At 41.7% G+C, this 22886-nt stretch carries 21 protein-coding genes; 9 read left to right on the plus strand and 12 right to left on the minus strand.

The window, feature by feature from the left end; genetic code table 11:
- Positions 1 to 360: 360 nt before the first annotated feature.
- Positions 361 to 1644 carry an aromatic amino acid transport family protein gene (locus tag ALFOR1_RS15130; RefSeq protein WP_104643446.1) on the plus strand — a complete coding sequence of 428 codons (1284 nt, stop codon included), beginning with the start codon at positions 361 to 363 and terminating at the stop codon, positions 1642 to 1644.
- Positions 1645 to 1710: 66 nt separating this feature from the next.
- Here the strand turns inward: ALFOR1_RS15130 and speD are convergent, their stop codons facing one another.
- From speD to ALFOR1_RS15175, 9 genes are all read right to left on the minus strand, one after another.
- On the minus strand, positions 1711 to 2523 hold the full coding sequence (gene speD, locus ALFOR1_RS15135; protein ID WP_058549267.1) for an adenosylmethionine decarboxylase: 813 nt from the start codon (positions 2521 to 2523) through the stop codon (positions 1711 to 1713).
- Positions 2524 to 2611: 88 nt separating this feature from the next.
- Entirely contained in the window at positions 2612 to 3025 is a 414-nt protein-coding gene (locus tag ALFOR1_RS15140; protein ID WP_104643447.1) for an OsmC family protein, read from the minus strand.
- A 95-nt stretch (positions 3026 to 3120) separates the two neighbouring features.
- A complete protein-coding gene (locus ALFOR1_RS15145; RefSeq protein ID WP_058549265.1) occupies positions 3121 to 3468 on the minus strand; it encodes a DUF3802 family protein in 348 nt (115 codons plus the stop codon).
- Positions 3469 to 3591: 123 nt separating this feature from the next.
- Positions 3592 to 5061 (minus strand): succinylglutamate-semialdehyde dehydrogenase, encoded by a 1470-nt coding sequence (gene astD, locus ALFOR1_RS15150; protein WP_058549264.1) that lies wholly within the window; start codon positions 5059 to 5061, stop codon positions 3592 to 3594.
- A 15-nt stretch (positions 5062 to 5076) separates the two neighbouring features.
- A complete protein-coding gene (gene astA, locus ALFOR1_RS15155) occupies positions 5077 to 6093 on the minus strand; it encodes an arginine N-succinyltransferase (RefSeq protein WP_104643448.1) in 1017 nt (338 codons plus the stop codon).
- Between the two features lie 85 nt (positions 6094 to 6178).
- The gene (locus tag ALFOR1_RS15160; RefSeq protein WP_058549262.1) at positions 6179 to 7384 is read right to left on the minus strand and encodes an aspartate aminotransferase family protein; all 1206 of its coding nucleotides are present in this window, start codon (positions 7382 to 7384) and stop codon (positions 6179 to 6181) included.
- A 379-nt stretch (positions 7385 to 7763) separates the two neighbouring features.
- Positions 7764 to 8924, minus strand: coding sequence for an HDOD domain-containing protein (locus ALFOR1_RS15165; RefSeq protein ID WP_058549261.1), 1161 nt, complete (start codon positions 8922 to 8924; stop codon positions 7764 to 7766).
- A gap of 43 nt (positions 8925 to 8967) precedes the next feature.
- On the minus strand, positions 8968 to 9549 hold the full coding sequence (locus ALFOR1_RS15170) for an anthranilate synthase component II (RefSeq protein WP_104643449.1): 582 nt from the start codon (positions 9547 to 9549) through the stop codon (positions 8968 to 8970).
- 179 nt (positions 9550 to 9728) lie between these two features.
- On the minus strand, positions 9729 to 10718 hold the full coding sequence (locus ALFOR1_RS15175; protein ID WP_104643450.1) for a zinc-dependent alcohol dehydrogenase family protein: 990 nt from the start codon (positions 10716 to 10718) through the stop codon (positions 9729 to 9731).
- Positions 10719 to 11022: 304 nt separating this feature from the next.
- Between ALFOR1_RS15175 and ALFOR1_RS15180 the strand changes: the two genes are divergently transcribed.
- Positions 11023 to 11262, plus strand: coding sequence for a YdcH family protein (locus tag ALFOR1_RS15180; RefSeq protein ID WP_058549258.1), 240 nt, complete (start codon positions 11023 to 11025; stop codon positions 11260 to 11262).
- 254 nt (positions 11263 to 11516) lie between these two features.
- On the opposite strand, the gene ALFOR1_RS20540 is transcribed toward ALFOR1_RS15180, so the two are convergent.
- Together ALFOR1_RS20540 and ALFOR1_RS15190 are read right to left on the minus strand one after the other, a co-directional pair.
- Entirely contained in the window at positions 11517 to 11693 is a 177-nt protein-coding gene (locus ALFOR1_RS20540; protein WP_227006897.1) for a putative quinol monooxygenase, read from the minus strand.
- Positions 11693 to 12523 carry an SDR family NAD(P)-dependent oxidoreductase gene (locus tag ALFOR1_RS15190; RefSeq protein ID WP_104643451.1) on the minus strand — a complete coding sequence of 277 codons (831 nt, stop codon included), beginning with the start codon at positions 12521 to 12523 and terminating at the stop codon, positions 11693 to 11695. The genes ALFOR1_RS20540 and ALFOR1_RS15190 overlap by 1 nt, the downstream gene beginning before the upstream one ends.
- A gap of 336 nt (positions 12524 to 12859) precedes the next feature.
- Here ALFOR1_RS15190 and galE point away from each other — a divergent pair, with 336 nt between their 5' ends.
- The 7 genes from galE to glpD all read left to right on the plus strand — a co-directional run bounded on the left by galE (position 12860) and on the right by glpD (position 21873).
- Positions 12860 to 13873: a UDP-glucose 4-epimerase GalE gene (galE, locus tag ALFOR1_RS15195; protein WP_058549255.1), complete on the plus strand. Its 1014-nt coding sequence runs from the start codon at positions 12860 to 12862 to the stop codon at positions 13871 to 13873.
- 1 nt (position 13874) lies between these two features.
- On the plus strand, positions 13875 to 14939 hold the full coding sequence (locus tag ALFOR1_RS15200) for a UDP-glucose--hexose-1-phosphate uridylyltransferase (protein ID WP_104643452.1): 1065 nt from the start codon (positions 13875 to 13877) through the stop codon (positions 14937 to 14939).
- On the plus strand, positions 14929 to 16077 hold the full coding sequence (galK, locus tag ALFOR1_RS15205; RefSeq protein ID WP_104643453.1) for a galactokinase: 1149 nt from the start codon (positions 14929 to 14931) through the stop codon (positions 16075 to 16077). Before ALFOR1_RS15200 ends, galK begins: the two co-directional genes overlap by 11 nt.
- Before the next feature lie 19 nt (positions 16078 to 16096).
- Positions 16097 to 17098, plus strand: coding sequence for a Gfo/Idh/MocA family protein (locus ALFOR1_RS15210; RefSeq protein WP_104643454.1), 1002 nt, complete (start codon positions 16097 to 16099; stop codon positions 17096 to 17098).
- A 31-nt stretch (positions 17099 to 17129) separates the two neighbouring features.
- Positions 17130 to 18458 (plus strand): alpha/beta hydrolase family protein, encoded by a 1329-nt coding sequence (locus ALFOR1_RS15215; protein ID WP_104643455.1) that lies wholly within the window; start codon positions 17130 to 17132, stop codon positions 18456 to 18458.
- A gap of 207 nt (positions 18459 to 18665) precedes the next feature.
- A complete protein-coding gene (gene glpK, locus ALFOR1_RS15220) occupies positions 18666 to 20168 on the plus strand; it encodes a glycerol kinase GlpK (protein ID WP_104643456.1) in 1503 nt (500 codons plus the stop codon).
- A gap of 199 nt (positions 20169 to 20367) precedes the next feature.
- On the plus strand, positions 20368 to 21873 hold the full coding sequence (gene glpD, locus ALFOR1_RS15225) for a glycerol-3-phosphate dehydrogenase (RefSeq protein ID WP_104643457.1): 1506 nt from the start codon (positions 20368 to 20370) through the stop codon (positions 21871 to 21873).
- 62 nt (positions 21874 to 21935) lie between these two features.
- On the opposite strand, the gene ALFOR1_RS15230 is transcribed toward glpD, so the two are convergent.
- The gene (locus ALFOR1_RS15230; protein WP_104643458.1) at positions 21936 to 22886 is read right to left on the minus strand and encodes a 2-dehydro-3-deoxygalactonokinase; all 951 of its coding nucleotides are present in this window, start codon (positions 22884 to 22886) and stop codon (positions 21936 to 21938) included.

Raw genomic sequence — 22886 nt, forward strand, 5'->3', positions numbered from 1 at the left:
GTTCTAAGCAATGGCTTCTACTTAACAGATTTTGTGAACAAACTTTGATTTTTAGTTGGAACCAATAAAAATGGCCTCCCCTATTTTACCGTTATTACAACCGCCTATTTTGGCTTTGCTGCAGTATGACGCTATGGCGTGCTGGGTTTCGCTACGCTCTAGCCAGTCTATTTAAATTGTAATGGGGTACAGCTACTGATGGAGGTTGCTCACTTTTACAGCGCTGTTTCGTATTCATGACACTTTTGCTGCAACGGTGTCTAATTAATTAGTCTACAAACACCCTCAAAACATGAAAGTTTTAGCTAAAAACTATATTCTTGCGCGCGATTATTATTTAAATAATGGATGAGCACACACATGACACCATCACAAGATGCAACGCTTTCAAATGCATCAACAGCAGGTGCACACACACCTTCAAACACACACTCTTCTAAATGGAATCTGCACGATACGCAGTGGACATTAAGCCTTTTTGGTACCGCAGTAGGCGCGGGTATTTTATTTTTACCTATTAACATTGGTATTGGCGGTTTTTGGCCGTTGATTATATTGGCGTGTTTAGCGTTTCCAATGACCTTTTTAGCACACCGTGGGTTAGCGCGCTTCGTACTTTCGTCAAAAAATAAAGATGCCGATTTTACCGATGTAGTTGAGGAGCACTTTGGTGTGACTGCTGGCAGGTTAATCTCTTTATTATACTTTTTATCTATATTTCCTATTTTGCTTATTTACGGCGTAGGCTTAACCAATACCGTTGATAGCTTTATGGTTAACCAAATGGGGCTTGAGTCACCATCTCGCGTGCTGCTTTCGGGCGTATTGGTTGCAGGCATGATAAGCCTAATGATGGGCGGTGAGCGAATAATGCTTCGCGCATTTGCAATTTTGGTGTATCCGCTTGTGGGTATATTATTCTTTTTATCGCTTTATTTAATACCTAGCTGGCAAATGCCTGATATGAGCTTACCTGAAGCGGGCAACTTTACTAAAACGCTGTGGCTGTCGGTGCCTATTATTGTATTTTCGTTTAGCCATGCGGCGGCTATTTCAAGCTTTGTTAATGTGCAGCGTGGTCATTATGGCAATCAAGCAACTAACAAAGCAGAGGCTATTTTAAAGCGTACTAGCTTACTGCTTATTACCTTTGTACTGTTATTTGTGTTCTCTTGTGTGCTGTCGCTTACAGGCGAGCAAATGGCTGCTGCTAAAGCCGCTAACGTATCTATTTTATCGTACCTAGCTAACATCACGAGTAATTCGTTTATTGCCACTCTTGGGCCGCTTGTTGCGTTTATTGCTATTACCTCGTCATTTTTAGGTCACTTTTTAGGTGCACGCGAAAGCTTTACCGGTTTAGTAACTAAACAAACAAGCTTGAGTGCAAAAGTAGCCGATAAAATTGGCGTACTCATTATGTTTTTTGCTATTTGGTTTTGTGCGGTTAAAAACCCGAGCATTTTAGACATGATGGATCAGCTATCTGGCCCAATCATTGCGATGATTTTATTTATTATGCCTATGATTGCCGTGTACAAAGTACCTGCGCTGAGCAAGTATCGAAATCGCTTAAGCACACTGTTTATATTAGCGGTTGGGTCGCTTGCTGTATTTGCACTTATTTACAGTATGCTTAATTAATAGCAAAACATTACCCCATAAAAAATGGCGCTCACTGAGCGCCATTTTTAATTTAAATCGTTGTGCTTATTCTGTGTCTGGCAGGTTACGGCCATAGAATATTTCTTGCATCTCGCGAGTCAGTTTAGAGCGAATCTCTTCTTCTTCTTCATCCGATAACTCATCAGTAGAAAGGCCGAATAAATAGGTATTTAAGTCGGTTTCTTTTAACATCATTTTGGTATGGAACAGGTTTTCTTGATACACGTTCACGTCCATCATTTGGTACGCTTCTTTGGTATCTTCTGTCATGAAGTTTTGAATTGAGTTAATAGCGTGGTCTATGTAGTGTTTAACACCGTTAATGTCGCGGGTAAAACCACGTACACGGTAGTCAATTGTTACTACGTCTGACTCAAGACTATGAATTAAGAAGTTTAACGCCTTAAGTGGCGAAATAATGCCACACGTAGATACTTCAATATCAGCGCGGAATGTACAAATACCATCATCAGGGTGAGCTTCTGGGTATGTGTGTACACAAATGTGGCTTTTATCTAGGTGCGCAACAACTGAATCAGGTAATGGGCCTGGTGCTTCGTCAGCATCGTAATTTTGCTGCTCTTCTACTGGTTCTTCCGAAACCAAAATAGTTACACTTGCGCCTTGCGGTTCATAATCTTGGCGAGCTACATTTAAAATGTTGGCACCAATAATATCAACAACTTCACCTAAAATGTCGGTTAGTCTATCTGCACTGTACTGCTCATCGATATATTCAATATATTCTTTACGTTGCTGCTCGGTCTTTGCGTAGCAAATGTCGTAAATACTAAAGCTCAAACTTTTAGTTAAATTATTAAAACCATGAAGTTTAAGTTTATCGAAGGGTTTGTTCATAATAAACCAACCTATAAATTAGTGAAATCTGCACCTGCAGAATGAAAAGTTCGCGGATTTTATACGAATTTTCCTCATGGAAAAAGCGTTATTTTACCTGATCTTGCACAACTTCGTGGCTATGGGTAATTTCTACTGTTTTATCAAGCATTAAAGCCACCGAACAATACTTTTCCGCAGAGAGCGAAACTGCACGAGCAAGGTGTTTTTCCGACACATTATTGCCTTTAACAACAAAGTGTAAGTTGATTTTAGTAAATACGCGTGGGGCTGTTTCTGCGCGCTCAGCACTTAATTGTACTTGAACGTCTGAAAAGTCTTGTTTTGATTTTTTTAAAATGCTAACCACGTCAACTGATGAACAACACCCAACTGACATTAAAACCATTTCCATTGGGCTTGGTGCTGCGCTATCGCTACCACCATCAAAAACAACATTGTGGTTAGAATTAGAACGACCAATAAATGTATCGCCTTCAACCCATTTTACATTTGCTTGCATGTGTATATCTCAAAAAATATTTTCTTGATTGTATACCAATCTGCATTAATAGGTATATAACAGGCGCGCAGTTAGTAAAAGGCACTAACTAAAAATTAAGACTCTTGAGTTACAGCGCTATCGAACAAGTTTTTAATTAAGCTTGCAAACTCGTCTATAAAGGCATGCTGTTCAACCGTAACAGGCTGTGAGGTAATGCTACTAAGGACTTCTTGTAAATCGTAAACTATCCCGTCAACTTCACGCACAATTTGACTGCGTTGTTCGGTATTAAGGTTTGTGTGTTGCTCACAAATAAGCATAACGTTATGGGCTATTACGTCTTCAATTAGTTCCATAACCGTAGGTGCACCTGGTTTAATTTCGCCTGGCTTCTCAAATAAAGCTAAATTTTGAGTTAGATACATGATCAAATCATCGTACCCTTGCCTGTCTAAAACCATTACTGTCACCTTAAAAACGTTAATTGATTAGATTTAAGCAGAAAGTGCTGCTAATTACTAGCTTTGCGCGATAGCAATACAAAAAAAGCAGCCGAAGCTGCTTTTGTAGTAATTAAGTAGTAATTAATCTATTTTTAAGCCTGGGCTTAATGTTGCCGGCATCGCTACTTTTTCAAGCTCTACAGAAGCAACTGGGTATGCACAGTAATCGGCTGCGTAATACGCACTTGCTCTGTGATTACCCGACGCGCCAATACCACCAAATGGTGCTGCGCTTGATGCGCCAGTAATTGGGCGGTTCCAGTTAACAATACCCGCGCGAATACGACGTAAAAAGTGGTCATAGTCGGCTTCGCTGTCACTTAGTAAGCCAGCTGATAAACCAAACGTTGTGTCGTTTGCTTTATCAATTGCTTGGTCAAAGCTCTCAAAACGGAATACTTTTAAAAGTGGTCCAAAATGTTCTTCATCTGGGAAATCACTAATAGCTGAACACTCAATAATACCCGGCGTTACAAAGCCCGTATTTGCTGTGTGCTCAAGCTCTACTAATACTTGAGCGCCAAGTTCAACAAGCTCGCTTTGTGCTTTAACCATGCCTGCTGCTGCCGCTGATGAGATCATAGAGCCCATAAACGGCTGATCTGCATCATCGTAGTTACCTACTTTAATGGCTTTAGTTGCAGTGATAAGGCGCTCTAAAATTGCATCGCCTTTGCTACCTTTAGGTAAAAACAATTTACGTGCACACGTACAACGCTGGCCGCTTGATATAAACGCCGATTGAATAATATCGTGTACAACTGCTTTAGTATCTTCAACGTCGGTAATAATAAGTGGGTTATTGCCACCCATTTCAAGCGCTAAAATTTTACCCGGCTGACCTGCAAACTGCTCATGTAAAATATGACCCGTGCGTGAAGAACCGGTAAAGAACAAGCCATCAATACCTTTGTGAGCAGCAAGGGCTTTACCCGTTTCTACTTCACCTTGAACAAGGTTAATGACGCCTGCTGGCAAACCTGCTTTTTCCCATAGTTTAAGCGTAAGCTCGGCAACTTTTGGTGTTAGCTCTGATGGTTTAAACACAACCGTGTTACCCGCTAAAAGCGCAGGAACAATGTGCCCGTTAGGTAAATGCCCTGGGAAGTTATACGGGCCAAATACCGCTACCACGCCATGTGGCTTATGACGGATCATGGCACGCCCTAATGGCATTGCGTTTTCTACGTCGCCAGTGCGCTCTAAAAATGCTTTTTCAGAAATGGCAATTTTACCAACCATAGCGCCCGCTTCAGTACGCGTTTCCCACAGTGGCTTACCAGTTTCTTGAGCAATAGTAATTGCAAGCTCTTCGCTGTTTTCTTTTAATTGTGCTGCGAATGCTTTAACTATTTCTAAACGCTCAGCAAAGCTTTTATCAGCCCATGCGTAAAATGCTTCACGCGCTGAATTTACAGCGGCATCAACTTGATCAGCAGTTGCTGATGATGCTTGCCAAATAACGTCGTTATTTGCAGGGTTTACTGAGTTAAATTCTGTGCCTTGGCCTTGTGACCATTGACCATTAATAAATTGTGCAGGATGAGTCATATACTTTCTCCTAAATTAAACTGGGGTTGCGCTAACAATATCGCCAGATTGTAGTTGCAATGCATCGGCTAACTCTTGCGATAAAACAAGGCTGTCTGCTCTGTTGTCATACGACATTGGCGCTACAGTTGCTCTAAAACTTTCAAGCTTTTCGTTGGCTAAAAGCACCATGGTGTCGCCTGATGCTTCGCCTATTTCAACTTTAAAGTTATGTGCATTACGAATAGTGGCAATGTTATCTACTTTTGCTTCAACCGTTGGGCCGGCGTCAAAAATGTCTACGTAGCCGTTAAACGTAAAACCTTCGCTTTTTAAAAGCTCAATAGCTGGGCGTGTGTTGTCGTGCACTTTACCAATGACCGCTTGCGCATCTTTGCTTAGCAAGTTTACGTAAATTGGGTACTTTGGCATTAGCTCTGCAATAAATACCTTTTGGCCAATACCTGTTAGGTAGTCGGCTGTAGGAAAGTCCATTGAGAAAAAGTGCTCTTCTAACCACTGCCAAAAAGGGCTACTGCCGCTTTCGTCAGACACACCGCGCATTTCTGCGATTACGGTTTGTGCAAAACGCGCCTGATGTTGCTTAATAAACATAAAGCGCGCTTTTGAAAGAAGTTTACCGTTACAGTTTTTACGATATCCATCTTTTAAAAATAGCGTACATAATTCTGTTGCACCGGTGTAGTCGTTACATAGCGTTAAAATATCAACCGCTTTGTATACGTCTAATGTGCGTGATGAATGAATCACTTTACTTAAGTGGTAATGATAAAATGCATCATCAAGGCCAACAGCTGCTTCTATTGCAGATGTGCCAACTACTTCACCGGTTTCGCTATCTTCAAGAACAAACAAGTAGCCTTCGTCACCGGGTTGTGACGTTTGTTTAGCAAATGAGCTTACTGAATGGTCAATCTTCTTTTGTAATAGCTCTTCATTTAAAGGCAAAGACGTAAAACCATGCCCTGATTCGTGGGCAATTTTCAGTAATGCTGAGTAATCATTTTGCTGGATTGGGCGAAGGATCATCATGAGTCCGCTTGCTCCCTTATAAATAACGGTAAATAGGATTTACAGGGCAAACAGGGTTTGCCCTTAATTACTTGGCTAGAGTAGTTTATGCGTTTACTACGCTTGCTACTGCTTTTTCAAAGCGTGCCATACCTTCGCGAATGTCTGCTTCGGTAATGACTAGTGAAGGAGTAAAACGAACTACGTCAGCGCCTGCCACTAATGACATTAAGCCTTGCTCAGTACCCGCTACTAAAAACTCTTTAGCACGGCCTTTATATTGCTCGTTTACTACTGCACCAATTAATAAACCTTGGCCACGAATTTCGCTAAATACGTTGTATTTTTCGTTTACCGCTGCAAGTAGCTCGTTAAATAACGCTGCTTTTTCTTTTACGCCAGCAAGTACTTCAGGTGTATTTACGGTATCGAATGCAGCTTCTGCAACAGCGCACGCTAGTGGGTTACCACCGTATGTAGAACCGTGAGTACCTACTTTAAGATGCTGTGCAATCTCAGTAGTTGTGATCATAGCGCCAATAGGAAAACCGCCGCCAAGTGCTTTAGCTGAAGTTAAAATATCAGGTACTACGTTTAAGCCTTGGTATGCGTATAAATCGCCAGTACGGCCAACACCTGTTTGTACCTCATCAAAAATAAGCAGTGCGTTGTGTTTAGTACATAAATCGCGAACACCTTGAGCAAACTCATCAGTTGGCGAAACAATACCGCCCTCACCTTGAAGTGGCTCCATCATTACGGCACATGTTTTGTCGCTAATTAGTTTTTCAAAAGCAGCTAGGTCGTTGTAATCACAATGAACAATGTCGCCAGGCTTAGGGCCAAAACCATCTGAGTATGCCGCTTGGCCGCCAACAGTTACGGTAAAGAATGTACGACCGTGGAAACCTTTGTTGAATGCGATGATTTGTGATTTTTCTGCGCCAAATTTATCAAGTGCAAAACGACGCGCTAGCTTAAGTGCGGCTTCGTTTGCTTCTGCACCAGAGTTGGCAAAATAAACTTTGTCGGCAAAGGTAGCATCAACCATTTTTTTAGCTAGGCGAAGTGCTGGCTCGTTGGTCATTACATTTGAAAGATGCCAAATTTTTTCGCCTTGCTCTTTTAATGCGCCTACTAATGCAGGGTGGCAATGGCCTAGACAGTTAACTGCAATACCACCAGCAAAATCGATAAATTCTCGACCTTGTTGATCCCATACGCGAGAGCCTTCGCCTCGAACAGGAATTACGCTTGAAGGTGCGTAGTTAGGAACCATTACTTGATCAAATAATTCGCGATTGACTGTCATTTTATTTCCTCTTAATTGTGAGCAACACAAAACATCAAAATAGGTGTTTGGTTAATATTTGTAACCAACTTTATAGGCAAAATCAGACTCTGATAATTGCGCGAAATTGCTTTGTGGTTCAATTTTCAGACGCACATTATTTCAGAATTAATGAGTACTGTCTCGTTAAAAACTTTCATCTACCCCTTGAAAATAAAGGGCTTGGGATATTATTTCATAGATAGTGAATAACTATTAGCAAAGTGAATAAACATCTTTTTTTAGGCTCTTTGCGGCTGCGCATTGAACTGCGGCTAGCTTTGAGCGCTAATAAGTTACTATAGGAAAGCGTGTAGGATGAATGATTAGTCGCAAAAAAATTAACAAAAAATTCAGATTTTTAGTCAATTTGGATAGCTAAATTGGTAAAATTACTTGTTTGAAGGGTTTTTAGTTCCGTTTTAGTGAACTTAAAATACGAAAACCACGACAGTGTTTCGTCGGGCTCAATAAGTTGGTGCTCTTTTAAATTGAGATATTGAGAGTAACAACGTGCTTTTAGCATAATGTTGGTTAAAGGTAGCATTTCGTCATTTTTATCTACACCATGAACAAGCTGCTGCATTACTCCTTTAAACGGTAAATACTTAAACGCCATTTGCTCAATAACTTGAGCGCTTATCGCTAAAGACTTATTACTAAGTAACGTAGTTAAAAATAGCGGGTCGGGTTTTAGCTCTAATAAAGCAGTGTGTAAGTCTTTTTGTTGCTCTTGTCGTGCAATTTGTACTTTGCGCTGCCATACCTGCTCAAACGTTTTTAAATATAAACGTACTAATGCAATTCGCCCTACATCTAATAACATACCCAAAGTAAAAGCATGTATAGGGTTTACCTCGTTAAGCTCTGCTATTTTTTGTGCTGCAATAGCATTGGCCATCGCGCTGTCGCGTAGCCTGCGCTTTAAAAGTGAAAATGGATCAGTACTGTGTGGCATCCAATGACGTACTGCAAATGTAGGAATGACTAGCTGTAAGTTATCAAGCCCAATATAACGAAGCGCCAATGAGGGGCTGTCTACTTTAACTGAAGTGTTTTTACTGCGTTGATTACGGTAATAAGGCAAATTAACCAAGGTTACAAGCTCGCGACCTAGCCAGCTTAAATCGTTAACTAAGGGCTCAAGGCGCCCAACAGATGCCGATTTTACTGCAAGTATGTCGAGTATACTGGCAATGCCGTCTTCAATACCTATGGTGCTGTGTATAACACCGTCCATATCTTCGAGCTGTTTAAAAATTGCGGTTTCGATTACTTTATGCAGCTGTTCACTCGCTTGTGCACGATATTTATGATGTGCTGTACTGCTTTGCTGGCGCTTTTGTTGCGCGGCCACTTCAACCTGCAACAAGGTGCGCTGCTTCATCGGTTCGCCGTAATCTATATCAAGGGTATGAATGAAACCAATTTGCTGATGTGCAAAGCTGTGCCCAAGCAATAAATCATGTGCTCGTTGGTCTAATACTTTGGCAATACGCTGCTGGGTTACAAGTTCAGTCATGGCATCCATTCAATTAATATAAAATGCGTTTTGTATTATAACATTAGAAGCGAGTTAAAAAGTTATCAAGCAATTGCAGACCATGCTCAGTTAAAATTGCTTCAGGGTGAAACTGCACACCTTCTATTGCAAGCTCGGTATGAAGTAAGCCCATAATCTCGTCAAACTCACCTTGCTCGGTTTGGCTCCATGCTGTTATTTCTAATTCACTCGGTAGGCTTTGATGCTTAACCACCAGCGAATGATAACGACATACCGTTAATGGATTTACCAAACCTTTAAATACACCTTTATTAGTATGCACTATGGGCGATGTTTTCCCGTGCATTACTTTTTTGGCTCTAATTACGTCACCGCCTAATGCTTGCGCAATAGTTTGATGCCCTAGGCAAATGCCTAAAATAGGAAACTGCCCTTTTAGCTGCTCAACAACACTCAGTGATACGCCCGCCTCATTAGGCGTACATGGCCCAGGTGAAATAACAATATGCTGCGGGTTTAGTTGCTTTATTTGTGCAACAGATATTTCGTCATTACGCTTTACCAAAACGTCTTGGTCTAAGCGCTGAAAATATTGTACTAGGTTATACGTAAACGAATCGTAGTTATCGATCATTAACAGCATTACACAACAAACCTTATTAAATTATCGACCACTCATGTTACGTAGGTGGCGCCAAGCGTTGCATTCTATCACTATTAATTCGTCAATATAAATGAGGTTTGTTTTTCTTGCGTTAGGGCTAAATTTTGAAGGGCTATGAGGATTATAAAGAAGCCGGCTAAAAAGCCGGCCTTAATACATTATTGTACATTTATAACCACTTTACCTATTGCTTGGCCGCTAGCTAAACGGTCGTGTGCTTTAGCAGTATCGGCAAGTGTAAAGTCTTGCTCATCAAGTACTGGGCGCATGCCGCCTGCTTCAACAATTTGTGCAAGCTTTGCTAGTTTGTCGCCATGATCTTGACGGTTAAAGTCGTGGATCATGGGTATAAGCATAAAGATTACATTTAACGATAAGCCTTTAAAGTGCACAGGGCTTAAATCAAGCTCTAATAAAGAAAGCGTTGTAGATACCTGAGCATTTAATTTTGCCGCTGCAAAAGAGTTAGTCAGGTTACCGCCACCTACAGTGTCAAACACCATATCAAAACCAACGTTGCTTGTGTGTTTTTCAACGTATTGCTCTACAGTTTCGTCTTTAAAGTTAATGCCTGTTGCGCCAAAGCTTTCAATAAGGGCTAATTGCTCAGCGTTACCGCCTGTTGAGTAAACATCTGCGCCAAAATGCTTAGCAAGTTGTACCGCTAAATGGCCTACACCACCCGCTCCGCCGTGCACTAATACTTTTTCGCCTGCGCTTACATTTGCACGTGTTAAACCTTCAAGTGCTGTAATACCTACAAGTGGAATAGCTGCTGCTTCTTTCATTGTTAGGTTTTTAGGTTTGTGAGCAATTAAACGCTTATCTGCAAGCATAAACTCTGCAAGCGCACCTGGTAAGTCGCCTAGTCCACCCGCACAACCGTAAATTTCGTCGCCTACTGCAAATTCTGTTACGCCTTCACCAACTGCTTCAATGGTACCCGCAAAGTCCATCCCTAAAATACCAGGTAACTTTGGAGCAAATGGTAAGTCAGCACCCATTTGACGAATCATCATATCAATTGTATTTACGCTTGTTGCGGCAATACGAACTAACACATTACCTGCTGTTACTTGTGGTTTTGCAACCTCAGCTGCTACAAACTCTTCAGTGCCACCAAAATTATTAATTGTCATTGCTTTCATGGGTATTGCCTCTGTTATTTGTTGATGTGTAATCTTGTAATGAGGCTTCATTGTAGTTTTACTTGATATAAATGATAATAAAGCTAAATGTACAATCTGTTTCAAAATAATATTTATAATAGAGTATGAAAATTCTCGCACCACTTTTTTAAAAGTGTAGGCATTAAACAAAATTCTACCCAATTTTTGCGCTATATCAATTTAAGCGCGTTATGGTTGATTTATGATTGTGTAAACCCCAGAGTAATAGATGAAAAGGTAGTAATTCACTTAAGTAACTCATTTTTCCTACTAAGGAGCGAATATGTTAGGCGAAGACCACTCACTCACCAATGACTTCCCGCAATATCTAAATACCATTGCAGAGCTAAATAAAAGCGATACCGAGTTTGCAAAAAAAGCAGATAAGTACGACAAGCTAGACAAAGAAATAAGAGTATTAGAACTTAAAGATGCCCCGATCAGCGATGAACAAATGCACCAGCTAAAGCATGACCGTTCTGAGTTAAAAGATTGGCTCTACGAACGTTTACAACAAGAATAGTATTGTATAAACGAAAAAAGAGCTCACTGATGAGGTGAGCTCTTTAGATCAACAAAGGGTAAAACGTTTATTACTTTCTAATTTACAAACCCACCTATAGGCTTCATAAATACAGTGCTTGGACCTGCAAAGGCTTTGGCAAATTCTTCACTAAGCTGGCTATAAACAGTCACTCGCTGCATATCAACCACACTTAAAAATAACGGGCCGCTTTCGCCCCACCCTTGCAGGTGTAACTTTGCTGCGGCTTCATTTTAGTAACGCTCATAAATATGTACGCTGCGGCTATTCTCGCTAATCGTCCACTCATACATCACCGTACCTGCTTCACTTTTAGCTGAGGTAATAAGTTGCTGCATTACCTCTAAAAATTGATCGTACTTGCCATCTTTAATTTGGCCCTCTACGGTCCAGGTAATTTGCTCACTCACTATGCATTACCTAATTTAAGCTGCGCTAATACAGAATCTAAGGTATCTACAAGCTGCTGGTTTTTAGCGTTGTTAAGTGCATCAGGGTGTGGAGGAGCAAAGCGCTCTGCATCGTTATCAAAGTAAAGGCCTGTAGCCTCTTTAAATTCATCACTTAAAGCCGCACGACAAAAAATATCAGCGCCTAATTTTAGGTCGCCGCCATCAAGTCCGTATGCATCTTTTACCATTTTACTACCTAGTAACGATTTAGGGTTTACCGATACAACTAGTGGCCCTGTGCTTTTGAGCGCAAGCCCTAAATGACGTGACCACATAGTAATAGCCAACTTACTTTGTGCATAGGCTGCGCTATCTGAAAGTGGCTTATTACCTACTAAGGACTCAAAGTTAACGCTTGATTGCGCAGCAGATGATACGTTTATAACACGCGATTGCGCATTCATAGCAGGCAATAGCAATTTAGTAAGTAAATAAGGGGCAATAGTATTTACCGCAAAACGAGCATCTAGCCCTTCTTTTGTCGTTATATCAGCAAGCTTGTACACACCTGCATTATTAATAAGTACATCAAGTATTTTATCTGCTTGTTGTAAATCGCTCAGAACGCTTTGCGCTAATGTTTGTACTTGCGCCATATCGCTTAAATCAGCAACGTAGGTTGCAGTGCTTGCCTGCGGGTATTGCTCATTTAAGGCACTTTGTACGTTATTTAATTTATCTTGGTTACGGCCATGCAATAATACTGTGTGACCTTGGGCTAGTAACATTTTTGCTGTTTCTAGGCCTATGCCATCAGTAGCACCTGTTAATAAAATTGTTTTATTCATGTTGATCGTTCCTAATTTATTAAATGTTTTTTAACGCACAGTGCACTTTACGGGCAAACGTTTAAACGTATTGCGATGACTGCTGTTTATCAATTTATATTAGCACTGCTTATCTGTGGTGATAATTAGGTCGATAAGAGAATCAGTTTATAGAATTAATTGATAAACCTAAGTATTTGTAAGCGTTTATAAAACAATGTATTTGTATGCTTTACCCTCTGTAAGGTATGTACGTTTTTTAAGCTTTTATTTGTAATAATGCGCAATCATAACTATTGTTTTTAAACCACCTTAATAGTAGTATTTATCATATAAATACACTTTTCGAGAAAACACATGAAAGTTTTAGTTACTGGCGGTATGGGTTACATAGGTAGCCACACATGTATTGCATTACATGAGGCGGGTATTACGCCTGTTATTTACGATAATTTATCTAATGCTAGCCCTCGCGTACTTGACCAGCTCGAAAAGATTACAGGCACTCGCTTTGAGTTTATCCTAGGTGATATTCAAGACGAGCAGCAATTTAAACTTGCGCTTAAACACACCCAAGCTGAGGCTGTATTTCACTTTGCAGCACTAAAAGCGGTTGGTGAATCAACCGAGCAACCACTGCGTTATTACCAAAACAATGTGTCGGGCACATTAAGCATGCTACAAAACATGCAAGATGAAGGCGTTAACCACATTATATTTAGCTCATCGGCCACTGTGTACGGCGAGCCAGACTACCTCCCTATTGATGAAAAACACCCTATACGCGCTACTAACCCATATGGTTGGACTAAAGTGATGGTTGAGCAAGCCATGCAAGACGTATGCAATGCTAACAGCAAATTTATGGGTATAGCGCTTCGTTACTTTAACCCAGTAGGCGCACACCCAAGCGGTTTATTAGGCGAAAGCCCAAATGGTATTCCAAATAATTTAATGCCCTTTATTGCCCAAACTGCGGTAGGTAAACGCGAGGTGGTTAATATTTTTGGTGATGACTACGACACCGAAGATGGCACTGGCGTGCGCGACTATATTCATGTTTTAGATTTAGCTAAAGGCCATGTAGCGGCCTTTATGCAGCACAAAACAGATACCGCCTTTCATGCTTATAACCTAGGCACAGGCCAAGGTTATTCAGTGCTTGATATGATCAAAGCATTTAGTGCATCAGCCAATAAAGATATTCCTTATAAAAGTGCACCGCGCCGAGCAGGCGATATTGCCTGTAATTACGCCGATGCCACAAAAGCGCAAAACACCCTTAACTGGCACGCAGAACTAACACTTAGCGACATGACCAACGATACATGGCGCTGGCAAACTAATTACCCAAGTGGGTTGGAGAGTTAACATGGCTTTATTAGAAAGTACTCACAGACGTAAAAACCCGCTAACGGGGCGTTGGGTATTAGTTTCACCCCATCGTAATAACCGCCCATGGTTAGGCGCAACAGAAGCAGTAAACGAAAGCGTACTGCCAAAACATGATGAAAGCTGCCCACTTTGCCCGGGTAACACCCGTGCAAATGGCGATAGCAACCCAGATTACAAATACACACATGTATTTAGAAATGACTTTGGTGCACTGACGCCTAATGAGAGCGAGCAATCGCAAAGCTTAGAGTCAGACAACGATCTATTTATTGCCGACGAAGCAAGCGGCGAATGCCGTGTGATTTGTTTTTCGCCAAAGCATAACAAAACACTACCTGAGCTTGAGCACGATGCCCTGCACGAAGTAGTAAAAACCTGGAAAGACAACTACACAGAACTTGCACAGCACTATGAGTGTGTTCAGGTATTTGAAAATAAAGGCGAGATAATGGGTTGCTCGCAACCTCATCCGCATGGCCAAGTATGGGCACATTCGCACTTATCAACTGAAATAGAAGCCGAAGATACGCAGCAGCTTACCTATTTTAAAAAGCATGGCAGCGCAATGCTTGCCGATTACGTGCAAAAAGAGCAAGCAGATAAAACCCGCGTCGTATTTGAAAACGAACATTGGCTTGTTGTGGTGCCATTTTGGGCAGCGTGGCCGTTTGAAACAATGATCGTAACTAAAGATAACATTCAAAACTTTAGCCAGCTAAACGATGCGCAAACAGACTCTTTAGCACAGGCACTTAAAGTATTAACCACTAAATACGACAACGTATTTAATTGTAGCTTCCCGTATTCTATGGGGTGGCACAATGCACCGGCTAATCGTAGCTCAGATGAGCAACATTGGCGCTTACATGCTCATTTTTACCCGCCGCTACTTCGCTCTGCTACCGTAAAAAAACATATGGTTGGCTACGAAATGCTAGGCGAAAGCCAGCGCGATTTAAGCGCCGAAACAGCTGCCTCTATTTTACAAGCAGCCAGTACTACACACTATAAAAAAACAGCAGGACACACAGATGACGCTTAACGATTTTCAACAACACTTTTTATCACTGTATGGTGCGCCTGCTCAAGGTATTGCTGCTGCACCTGGGCGTGTAAACCTAATTGGCGAATTTACCGATTACAACGACGGCTTTGTGTTTCCGTGCTCGTTAGAGTTTCGTACTCAAGTTATGTTTAAAGAGCGCGACGACAACATTATTACCGTGCATTCATTAAATTACCCAGGCGAAAAAGACAGCTTTAGTGTTGATGAAGACATCAGCGAAGGGCAATCGCAATGGGGTAACTATATTCGTGCCGTGTCATTTGTATTAAAACGTGCGGGCCATACTTTACGCGGCGCCGATTTACTGATTGATAGTAACTTACCGCAAGGCAGTGGCTTGTCGTCATCGGCTGCGCTAGAAGTTGCTGTTGGTGGTATGTTTAACCATATTGCACAACTTGGTTTAAGTGAAGAAAAAATTGCATTACTAGGCCAAGAAGCCGAAAACGACTTTATGCATTGCCAATCGGGCATTATGGATCAGCTTATTTCGGCAAAAGGCGAAAACGGCCATGCTCTTTTAATTGACTGTGAAAACCTAGCAACTGAGTCTGTAAAAGTACCAGATGACTTAAACATTGTTATTGTGAACTCTAACTACCCACGTAAATTAGTAGATAGCGAATACAACCAACGTCGTGTTGACTGTGAGCAAGCAGCTGCAAAAATGAATGTAGCCACACTTCGTAAAGCAACCATGGCTTTGCTTGAAGCAACAAAAGGCGCATTGAGCGAGAACGAATACAAACGTGCACACCATGTAATTAGCGAAAACGACCGTGTAATTGCAGCAACTAAAGCGCTGCAAAATAATGACATTGACGCGCTACGTGAGCTAATGGCTGCATCGCACCAGTCGCTTAAACATTATTTTGAAGTAACCGTACCTGCGACCGATGGCCTAGTAGAAATTTGTAAAGAAGCCATGGGCGAACGCGGTGCAGTACGTATGACCGGTGGTGGCTTTGGTGGTGCTATTGTATGTTTATGTCGTGATGCAGAAGTGCCACTAATTAAAGCAGCAGTAGAGCAGCACTACTTTGAACGCTTTAACTTAAATGCCGACATTTACGTATGTTCAGCAGGTTCAGGATTACAAATTACGTCTTTTTAAATTAAATTAAGGAATAAGCATGGCAAAGGTTAATTGGGGAATTATTGGGTGTGGCAATATTGCTCACACCTTTGCTAAGAGCATTGCGCATTGCGCTGATGCTCAGCTTATTGGCGCTGCATCGACGAGTATGCAGCGCGCAAATGAGTTTGCTACACACTATTCAATTAAAGGCTATGAGAGCTACCAAGCCCTTATGCAATGCCCAAATATTGATGCCATTTATATTGCCAATACCCACGAGCAACACTTTAAAAGTGTTGCACAATGCTTAACACACAATAAGCATGTACTAAGCGAAAAACCCATTACTGTTAATGCTCAGCAACTCATTACACTTAAAGAACTAGCGCAGCAGCAAAACCGCTTTTTAATGGAAGGTGTTTGGATGCGCTTTTTACCAGCCATAGTAAAACTGCAGCAGCTATTAAGCGAAGGCGTAATAGGCAAAGTACACAGTGTTAATGCCAACTTTAGTCTAGCGGGTGAGTTTGAATCATCACACCGATTAATGAACCCTGCAACCGCTGGCGGCGCATTGCTCGATTTAGGTATTTACCCTATATCGATTGCCGATGTGGTATTTAATAAAACCCCTGAGCAAATTAAATCATTAGTACATAAAAGCACGACCGGCGTAGATGAGCGAAGCGTAACCCTTATAAATTACGGCCAAGGCCAATTTGCACAGCTAAGTAGTGCTTTACAACAAAATGGCCCTACTCAAGCCTGTATTTTAGGCGAGTATGGATATATTCGTATTGATGAATTTGTGGGGGCTCAGTCACTAGAGCTACATTTAAACGCACAACAAATGCAGCGCTTTGATTTTAGCTTTAATGACGATGAAAACTTTAAGTTTGAAATTGATCACGTTAGCGAGTGTATTTTACAGCAGCAAACACAAAGCAGTGTATTACCGCTCAGTACTAGCCTAAGAGTTATGAATATAATGGATGAGCTACGGGCGCAGTGGCAGCTCAAATACAGTGATAGCGTTGAGTCTAACAATCTAAATTAATAATAAAAAATACACACAACAAGGATACACAATGACAACCACACACACATTTAAGGCGCTTTCAAAAGCCTTAGTATTAGCAACGAGCTGCTTATCGGCAAGTGCCGTTTTTGCTGCTCAAAACACGCCAGAGCAACTCTACCCGCCAATAACCAGCGAAGTACTTCCAGAGCTTGCTGCCAAAGGAAGTTACAGCGTTGGCGTAAAAACGCTTGATTTAGTAAACCCAGCGCAGTTTGACCCAGCAACACAAACTCAAAAAGATCGTCCTTTAAAAGTAGAAGTGTGGTATCCCGCAGCGAACACGGCAAAGGCAGCACTAACTAGTTACAGTGATGTAACACGCACAGGTAAAGCATTTACCCTACAAGCCGATGCAATGCGCGATGTAGCCGTTAATAATAAAGAGCACTACCCTGTTATTGTGCTTTCGCACGGTTATACAGGCTATCGCACCATTATGTACTACCTTGGTGAGCACTTAGCGTCGCATGGGTACATAGTTGCTGCCCTTGATCATACCGACTCAACCAATGCTGATGTTGATTTTAAAAATGCACCGTTTTCGGGCTTTTTTAGCACGCTTATTAACCGCTCTCGCGATCAGCAATTTGTTATTAATTACTTTAATGAGCAAAACAACTTTGCCAGCAAGCAAGTAGATAACAACAGCGCAGGTATTATTGGCTATTCTATGGGTGGCTATGGCGCGGTAAATACAATTGGCGGTTGTTATGACTTTAATGAGCAAACAACAGCAATGTTTACGGGCATGAAAGACCCAGCACAAATTAAACAAGTTCAGCAATTACTAAATAGCTGTGCTGGTGGGCAGTATAAAAACCCACAAGTAGATACACGCATAAAAGCCATGGTGGCCTTTGCACCGTGGGGCGGGCAGCATAACTTATTTAAAGCCGGTGCTATGCAAAACATTAAAGTACCTTCGCTTTATGTAGCGGGCAGCTTAGATGATATATCGGGTTATGAAGGTATTAAAAACCTTTACAATCAAACAGGCAGCTCAGATAAGTACATGCTTACTTACAAAAATGCTCGCCATAATATTGCACCGCACCCTGCGCCTGCTATTGCACAAAGTAGTAGTGAACTAGATATTGGCCATTACTACGAGCCATCGTGGTCTATGCGCACTCTAAACGAGACCAACAAACACTTTGTACTTGCCATGATGGATTGCCATGTAAAAGGCATTACCAGTCAATGTAAATACCTAGATTTACCACAAAACGGCGACCAGGCGGTTGTTGATGGTAAACCATTGCCACAATGGCACGGGTTTGATAATCGCTTTTCAACGGGTATGGATTGGCAACAAGCTAAACCACACACCAAATAATATTAAGTTTTAAGCGGCTATTTTTATATATAGCCGCGTTCGCGCTTAAAATAATCACAAAATAAAACGCCTGTTATTTAAAAGAGTTAGCAAATAAAACCTGCGTGTTTATTTTTTAATCGGCTATTTTAAGAAAAAACCATTGCCATTAACCTTAGTTAAAGGCAATCTAGTCATATATAAGATAAGATAAATAACACAAATATCATGTCCAAATACATACTCTCAATTGATCAAGGAACCACAAGCTCTCGGGCCATCTTGTTTACAAAAGATGCAGACGTCTTTGGTACAGCACAACAAGAATTTTTGCAGCATTTTCCGCAAAATGGCTGGGTAGAGCACGATCCCAACGATATTTGGCAAACTGTGCTAAGTACAAGCCGCGAAGTGCTGGCTAAAAAAGACGTAAAGCCTGAAGAAATTATTGCTATTGGTATCACCAACCAACGCGAAACCACACTGGTATGGAACAAAAAAACAGGCAAACCAATTTATAACGCTATTGTTTGGCAAGACCGCCGCACCAGCGCTTATTGCGAAAGTCTAAGTACTGACGAGCTTTGCCAAACGATTAGCGATAAAACAGGCCTACTACTAGACCCTTATTTTTCAGCCACTAAAGTGCGCTGGATTTTAGACAACGTAGAAGGCGCACGCGAGCAAGCCCTTGCTGGCGAACTGGCTTTTGGTACTGTTGATACTTACTTGCTTTGGCAACTAACGGGTGGCAAAGAGCACCGTACCGATGCAACTAACGCATCTCGCACTATGTTATTTAATATCCATACTCAGCAATGGGATCAAGAGTTACTCGACTTATTCGAAATTCCTGAATCTATGCTGCCACAAGTCATGGACTCAGCAGACGAGTTTGGCTCAACCAGCGAAGATATTTTTGGCGCGCCTATTCGGGTTTGTGGTATTGCCGGCGATCAGCAAGCAGCCCTTGTTGGCCATGCATGTTTTGAACAAGGTATGGCTAAAAGCACCTACGGTACGGGCTGTTTTTTAATGCTTAATACCGGCGAAAAAGCGCTCACATCTGAAAACCGCTTACTGACAACCGTTGCATACAGGTTAAATGGTAAGCCAACTTACGCCATTGAAGGCAGTATTTTTATGGCAGGCGCCACTATGCAGTGGATTGTTGAAGGCTTAAAACTACTAAGCCATGCCGGCGAGAGCGAGTCATTAGTAAAAGATGTACCGCTTGATCATGGGGTATTTTTAGTGCCTTCGTTTACAGGTTTAGGCGCACCGTATTGGGACCCTAACGCACGTGGTGCCATTTTAGGTTTAACGCGCGACTCAGGCATTAGCACCATTGTTGCTGCTGCGTTGCAATCGGTGGGTTATCAAACCAAAGATTTACAAAAAGCAATGGAACGTGATGGCCTTCGCCCAAGCGTGTTGCGTGTAGATGGCGGTATGGTTAAAAATAACTGGGTGCTTACCTTTTTATCTAACATTTTAGGTGCAACCGTAGAGCGCCCAACAGTGACCGAAACCACCTCTTTAGGCGTAGCATACTTAGCAGGCTTACAAACAGGTATTTACGAGTCGACTGAGCAGTTGGCAAAAATGTGGACCTGTGACCGTCGTTTTGAGCCAACAATGAGCGCCGATGAGCGTAACGATTTATACGCAAAATGGCAGCACTGTGTAGCGCAAGTTCGTTTATCTAGTGACGATTGCCAACAACAGTAAAAACCAGCCGCTAATTAAGTTAGCGGCTTATAGAACACCTTTAAGGCTAGTCAAATAGCGCATTGTACACAGGGTGTTTTTAAAAAGATCAGGATTAAAAATTAACAAGCAAAAAGCGCGGTTATCTATTGTCAAATAAGAGCCACCGCTTTATGATGCTATATGTCTTATTTATATTACAAATAAAAAGGTTAGCTCGGTGGAATTAGCAGATAACGAATATGACTTACTAGTCATCGGTGGCGGAGTAAACGGCACCGGAATAGCAGCTGATGCAGCAGGCAGAGGATTAAAAGTACTTTTGTGCGAACAATCAGATTTAGCCTGCGCAACGTCTTCAAACAGTTCAAAGCTGATCCACGGTGGTTTGCGCTACCTCGAGCATTACGAGTTTAGATTAGTAAAAGAAGCGCTAGCTGAACGTGAAGTGCTACTTAAAAATGCACCTCACATTATGTGGCCGCTAACCTTTAGACTTCCACATCAAAAACACCTGCGCCCTGCGTGGATGATTCGCATTGGCCTATTTATGTACGACAACCTAGCTAAGCGCGAGACGCTTGCAGGCTCTCGTGGTATTAAGTTTGGTGAAAACAGCGTGTTAGAGCCTTCAATTACCAAAGGTTTTGAATACTCTGATGGTTGGGTTGATGACTCTCGTTTAGTTGTTTTAAACGCGCTGGCGGCTCAAAACAAAGGCGCTACCATTGCTACGCAAACTAAGTGTGTAAACGCTAAACGCGAGCAAGACAAATGGCAAGTGACGCTAGAGCAACAAAATAGTAAGGCTAAATATACTATTTCGGCTAAAGGTATAGTTAATGCTGCAGGCCCTTGGGTTGCTAAGTTATTTGACGAAGCACTTATTGAAAAGTCACCACAAAATATTCGACTTGTTAAAGGCAGCCACATTGTGGTGCCTCGCATTCATGATGAAAAACAAGCGTACATTTTACAAAATAAAGATCAGCGTATTGTGTTTGTTATTCCGTTTGAGGATGACTACTCACTGGTAGGCACCACCGATGTTGAACATAAAGGCGCAGCACAAGACGTTAAAATTAGTGATGAAGAAATCGATTACTTAATCGATATTACTAACAGCTACTTTAAAAACCACATTAAACGCGAAGACATAGTACATACCTTCTCAGGTGTGCGCCCATTGCTTGATGACGAGTCAGTTAATGCGCAAGCCGTAACACGCGATTATAAATTAGAGCTTTCAAGCGAAGGTAAGCAAACACCATTACTGAGTGTATTTGGCGGGAAAATTACCACTTACCGTAAACTTGCCGAGGCCGCTGTAAACAAGCTCGAAGAGTTTTACCCGCAAATGAGTGAAGCGTGGACTAAGCACTGTGCGCTTCCTGGCGGCGATTTCAGCTCGGTAGAAGCGCTTAAATCTGAACTTAGCGCTGCTTACAGTTGGTTACCAGAAGTGACTCTTAAACGCTTTGTACGTACCTACGGTACTCGTGCAAAACTAATTTTAGGTAGTGCAACACAGCTAAGCGATTTAGGCCAAGACTTTGGCCATGGTTTATTTGCAGCAGAAGTAGATTACTTACTAAATGAAGAATGGGCAGAAAACGCTTACAACATTTTGTGGCGCCGTAGCAAATTAGGGCTACGCTTTAATGACGCGCAAGTAGCGACGCTTAAGCAATACATTGATAACAAACAAGCAGCTATAAGCGCTTAATGACATTGCTGCTATAACAGCTTCCCGTTAACCCCTTTATAATTTAATCGTTATAAAGGGGTTTATTTTTTTGACTCTAAATTAAACAGGTAATTAAAACCACTCAAAGTGGCTGTTTTAATATCAAACTCAACGCACTTAACGCCTATTTGTTTAAGCGCGGTGGTAAAACATTTATTAAGCTGCTTTGTGCCAATAACTACGACTTGTGTATCGCTTAGTAATTGCCATTCGCTAGCATGGCGTGCTGCACGTACATCGCTGCCGATTAACACTCCCGATAAGTATGCTTTAGCTTGCACTGGCGTTAACTCTTTTGAAAGCTGGCGAGTTCTTACACTAAAAATGCCATGCGCTAAGTTACCGCTATCGCTGCCTAGGGTCAGCTCACAACCTTGCTCAAATGCCTTAAAGTCAAACTCACCCTCTGCACAGTCATTAGGTATTAATACGCTTTGATGGCAAAGTAAGTCATATAACTCGCCGGTCATCGCCGTTTTAAAATAGGTTATTTGCCCGTCATTTAGTAGCACCCACTTTGTGTGAGTACCCGGTAAACAAAGTAATATTTTGCCTTGCTGATACTCGGGGTTTTGCTTTAAAAAACCGAGTATTTGCAGCTCTTCCCCGCGCATAACGTCAAATAAACCATTTTGCAGCGTGCACTTTGTGCCAGGCAATGCCTTTATGGTGTGCCTGTTGCATTCAAAAGTAACAGCCGCACTAAGCAAACCTTCTGGGTTAATTGGGCATTCTAAATAAGGGGTTTCGTGCCAGCCAATACTTGAGGTTATTTGCCCGGCTATATAAATAGGCAAATTTCCATACTGCTGCATCCATACAGCAACAGTATCAATTAGGGTTTGCTCAAAGTTTTGATTAGCTTTAACAACACCTAACCCATCTCTTTGCGCTAATAGTTTAAGTGTTGATTGCGCGTTTACTTCGCACAAATAAGCCCTTAAATGGCTTGTGCCCCAATCAACAGCAATAAAAAAGGTTGAAGTAGCCAA

Origin of the sequence: Pseudoalteromonas carrageenovora IAM 12662, from assembly GCF_900239935.1 — a bacterium.
GTDB classification, from domain to species: Bacteria; Pseudomonadota; Gammaproteobacteria; order Enterobacterales; family Alteromonadaceae; genus Pseudoalteromonas; species Pseudoalteromonas carrageenovora.

Bases quoted from the DNA above. Each gene is read 5' to 3' on its own strand.
- ALFOR1_RS15130 (WP_104643446.1), top strand. From the start codon at position 361: ATGACACCATCACAAGATGCAACGCTTTCAAATGCATCAACAGCAGGT.
- speD (WP_058549267.1), bottom strand. From the start codon at position 2,523: ATGAACAAACCCTTCGATAAACTTAAACTTCATGGTTTTAATAATTTA.
- ALFOR1_RS15140 (WP_104643447.1), bottom strand. From the start codon at position 3,025: ATGCAAGCAAATGTAAAATGGGTTGAAGGCGATACATTTATTGGTCGT.
- ALFOR1_RS15145 (WP_058549265.1), bottom strand. From the start codon at position 3,468: ATGGTTTTAGACAGGCAAGGGTACGATGATTTGATCATGTATCTAACT.
- astD (WP_058549264.1), bottom strand. From the start codon at position 5,061: ATGACTCATCCTGCACAATTTATTAATGGTCAATGGTCACAAGGCCAA.
- astA (WP_104643448.1), bottom strand. From the start codon at position 6,093: ATGATGATCCTTCGCCCAATCCAGCAAAATGATTACTCAGCATTACTG.
- ALFOR1_RS15160 (WP_058549262.1), bottom strand. From the start codon at position 7,384: ATGACAGTCAATCGCGAATTATTTGATCAAGTAATGGTTCCTAACTAC.
- ALFOR1_RS15165 (WP_058549261.1), bottom strand. From the start codon at position 8,924: ATGACTGAACTTGTAACCCAGCAGCGTATTGCCAAAGTATTAGACCAA.
- ALFOR1_RS15170 (WP_104643449.1), bottom strand. From the start codon at position 9,549: ATGCTGTTAATGATCGATAACTACGATTCGTTTACGTATAACCTAGTA.
- ALFOR1_RS15175 (WP_104643450.1), bottom strand. From the start codon at position 10,718: ATGAAAGCAATGACAATTAATAATTTTGGTGGCACTGAAGAGTTTGTA.
- ALFOR1_RS15180 (WP_058549258.1), top strand. From the start codon at position 11,023: ATGTTAGGCGAAGACCACTCACTCACCAATGACTTCCCGCAATATCTA.
- ALFOR1_RS15190 (WP_104643451.1), bottom strand. From the start codon at position 12,523: ATGAATAAAACAATTTTATTAACAGGTGCTACTGATGGCATAGGCCTA.
- galE (WP_058549255.1), top strand. From the start codon at position 12,860: ATGAAAGTTTTAGTTACTGGCGGTATGGGTTACATAGGTAGCCACACA.
- ALFOR1_RS15200 (WP_104643452.1), top strand. From the start codon at position 13,875: ATGGCTTTATTAGAAAGTACTCACAGACGTAAAAACCCGCTAACGGGG.
- galK (WP_104643453.1), top strand. From the start codon at position 14,929: ATGACGCTTAACGATTTTCAACAACACTTTTTATCACTGTATGGTGCG.
- ALFOR1_RS15210 (WP_104643454.1), top strand. From the start codon at position 16,097: ATGGCAAAGGTTAATTGGGGAATTATTGGGTGTGGCAATATTGCTCAC.
- ALFOR1_RS15215 (WP_104643455.1), top strand. From the start codon at position 17,130: ATGACAACCACACACACATTTAAGGCGCTTTCAAAAGCCTTAGTATTA.
- glpK (WP_104643456.1), top strand. From the start codon at position 18,666: ATGTCCAAATACATACTCTCAATTGATCAAGGAACCACAAGCTCTCGG.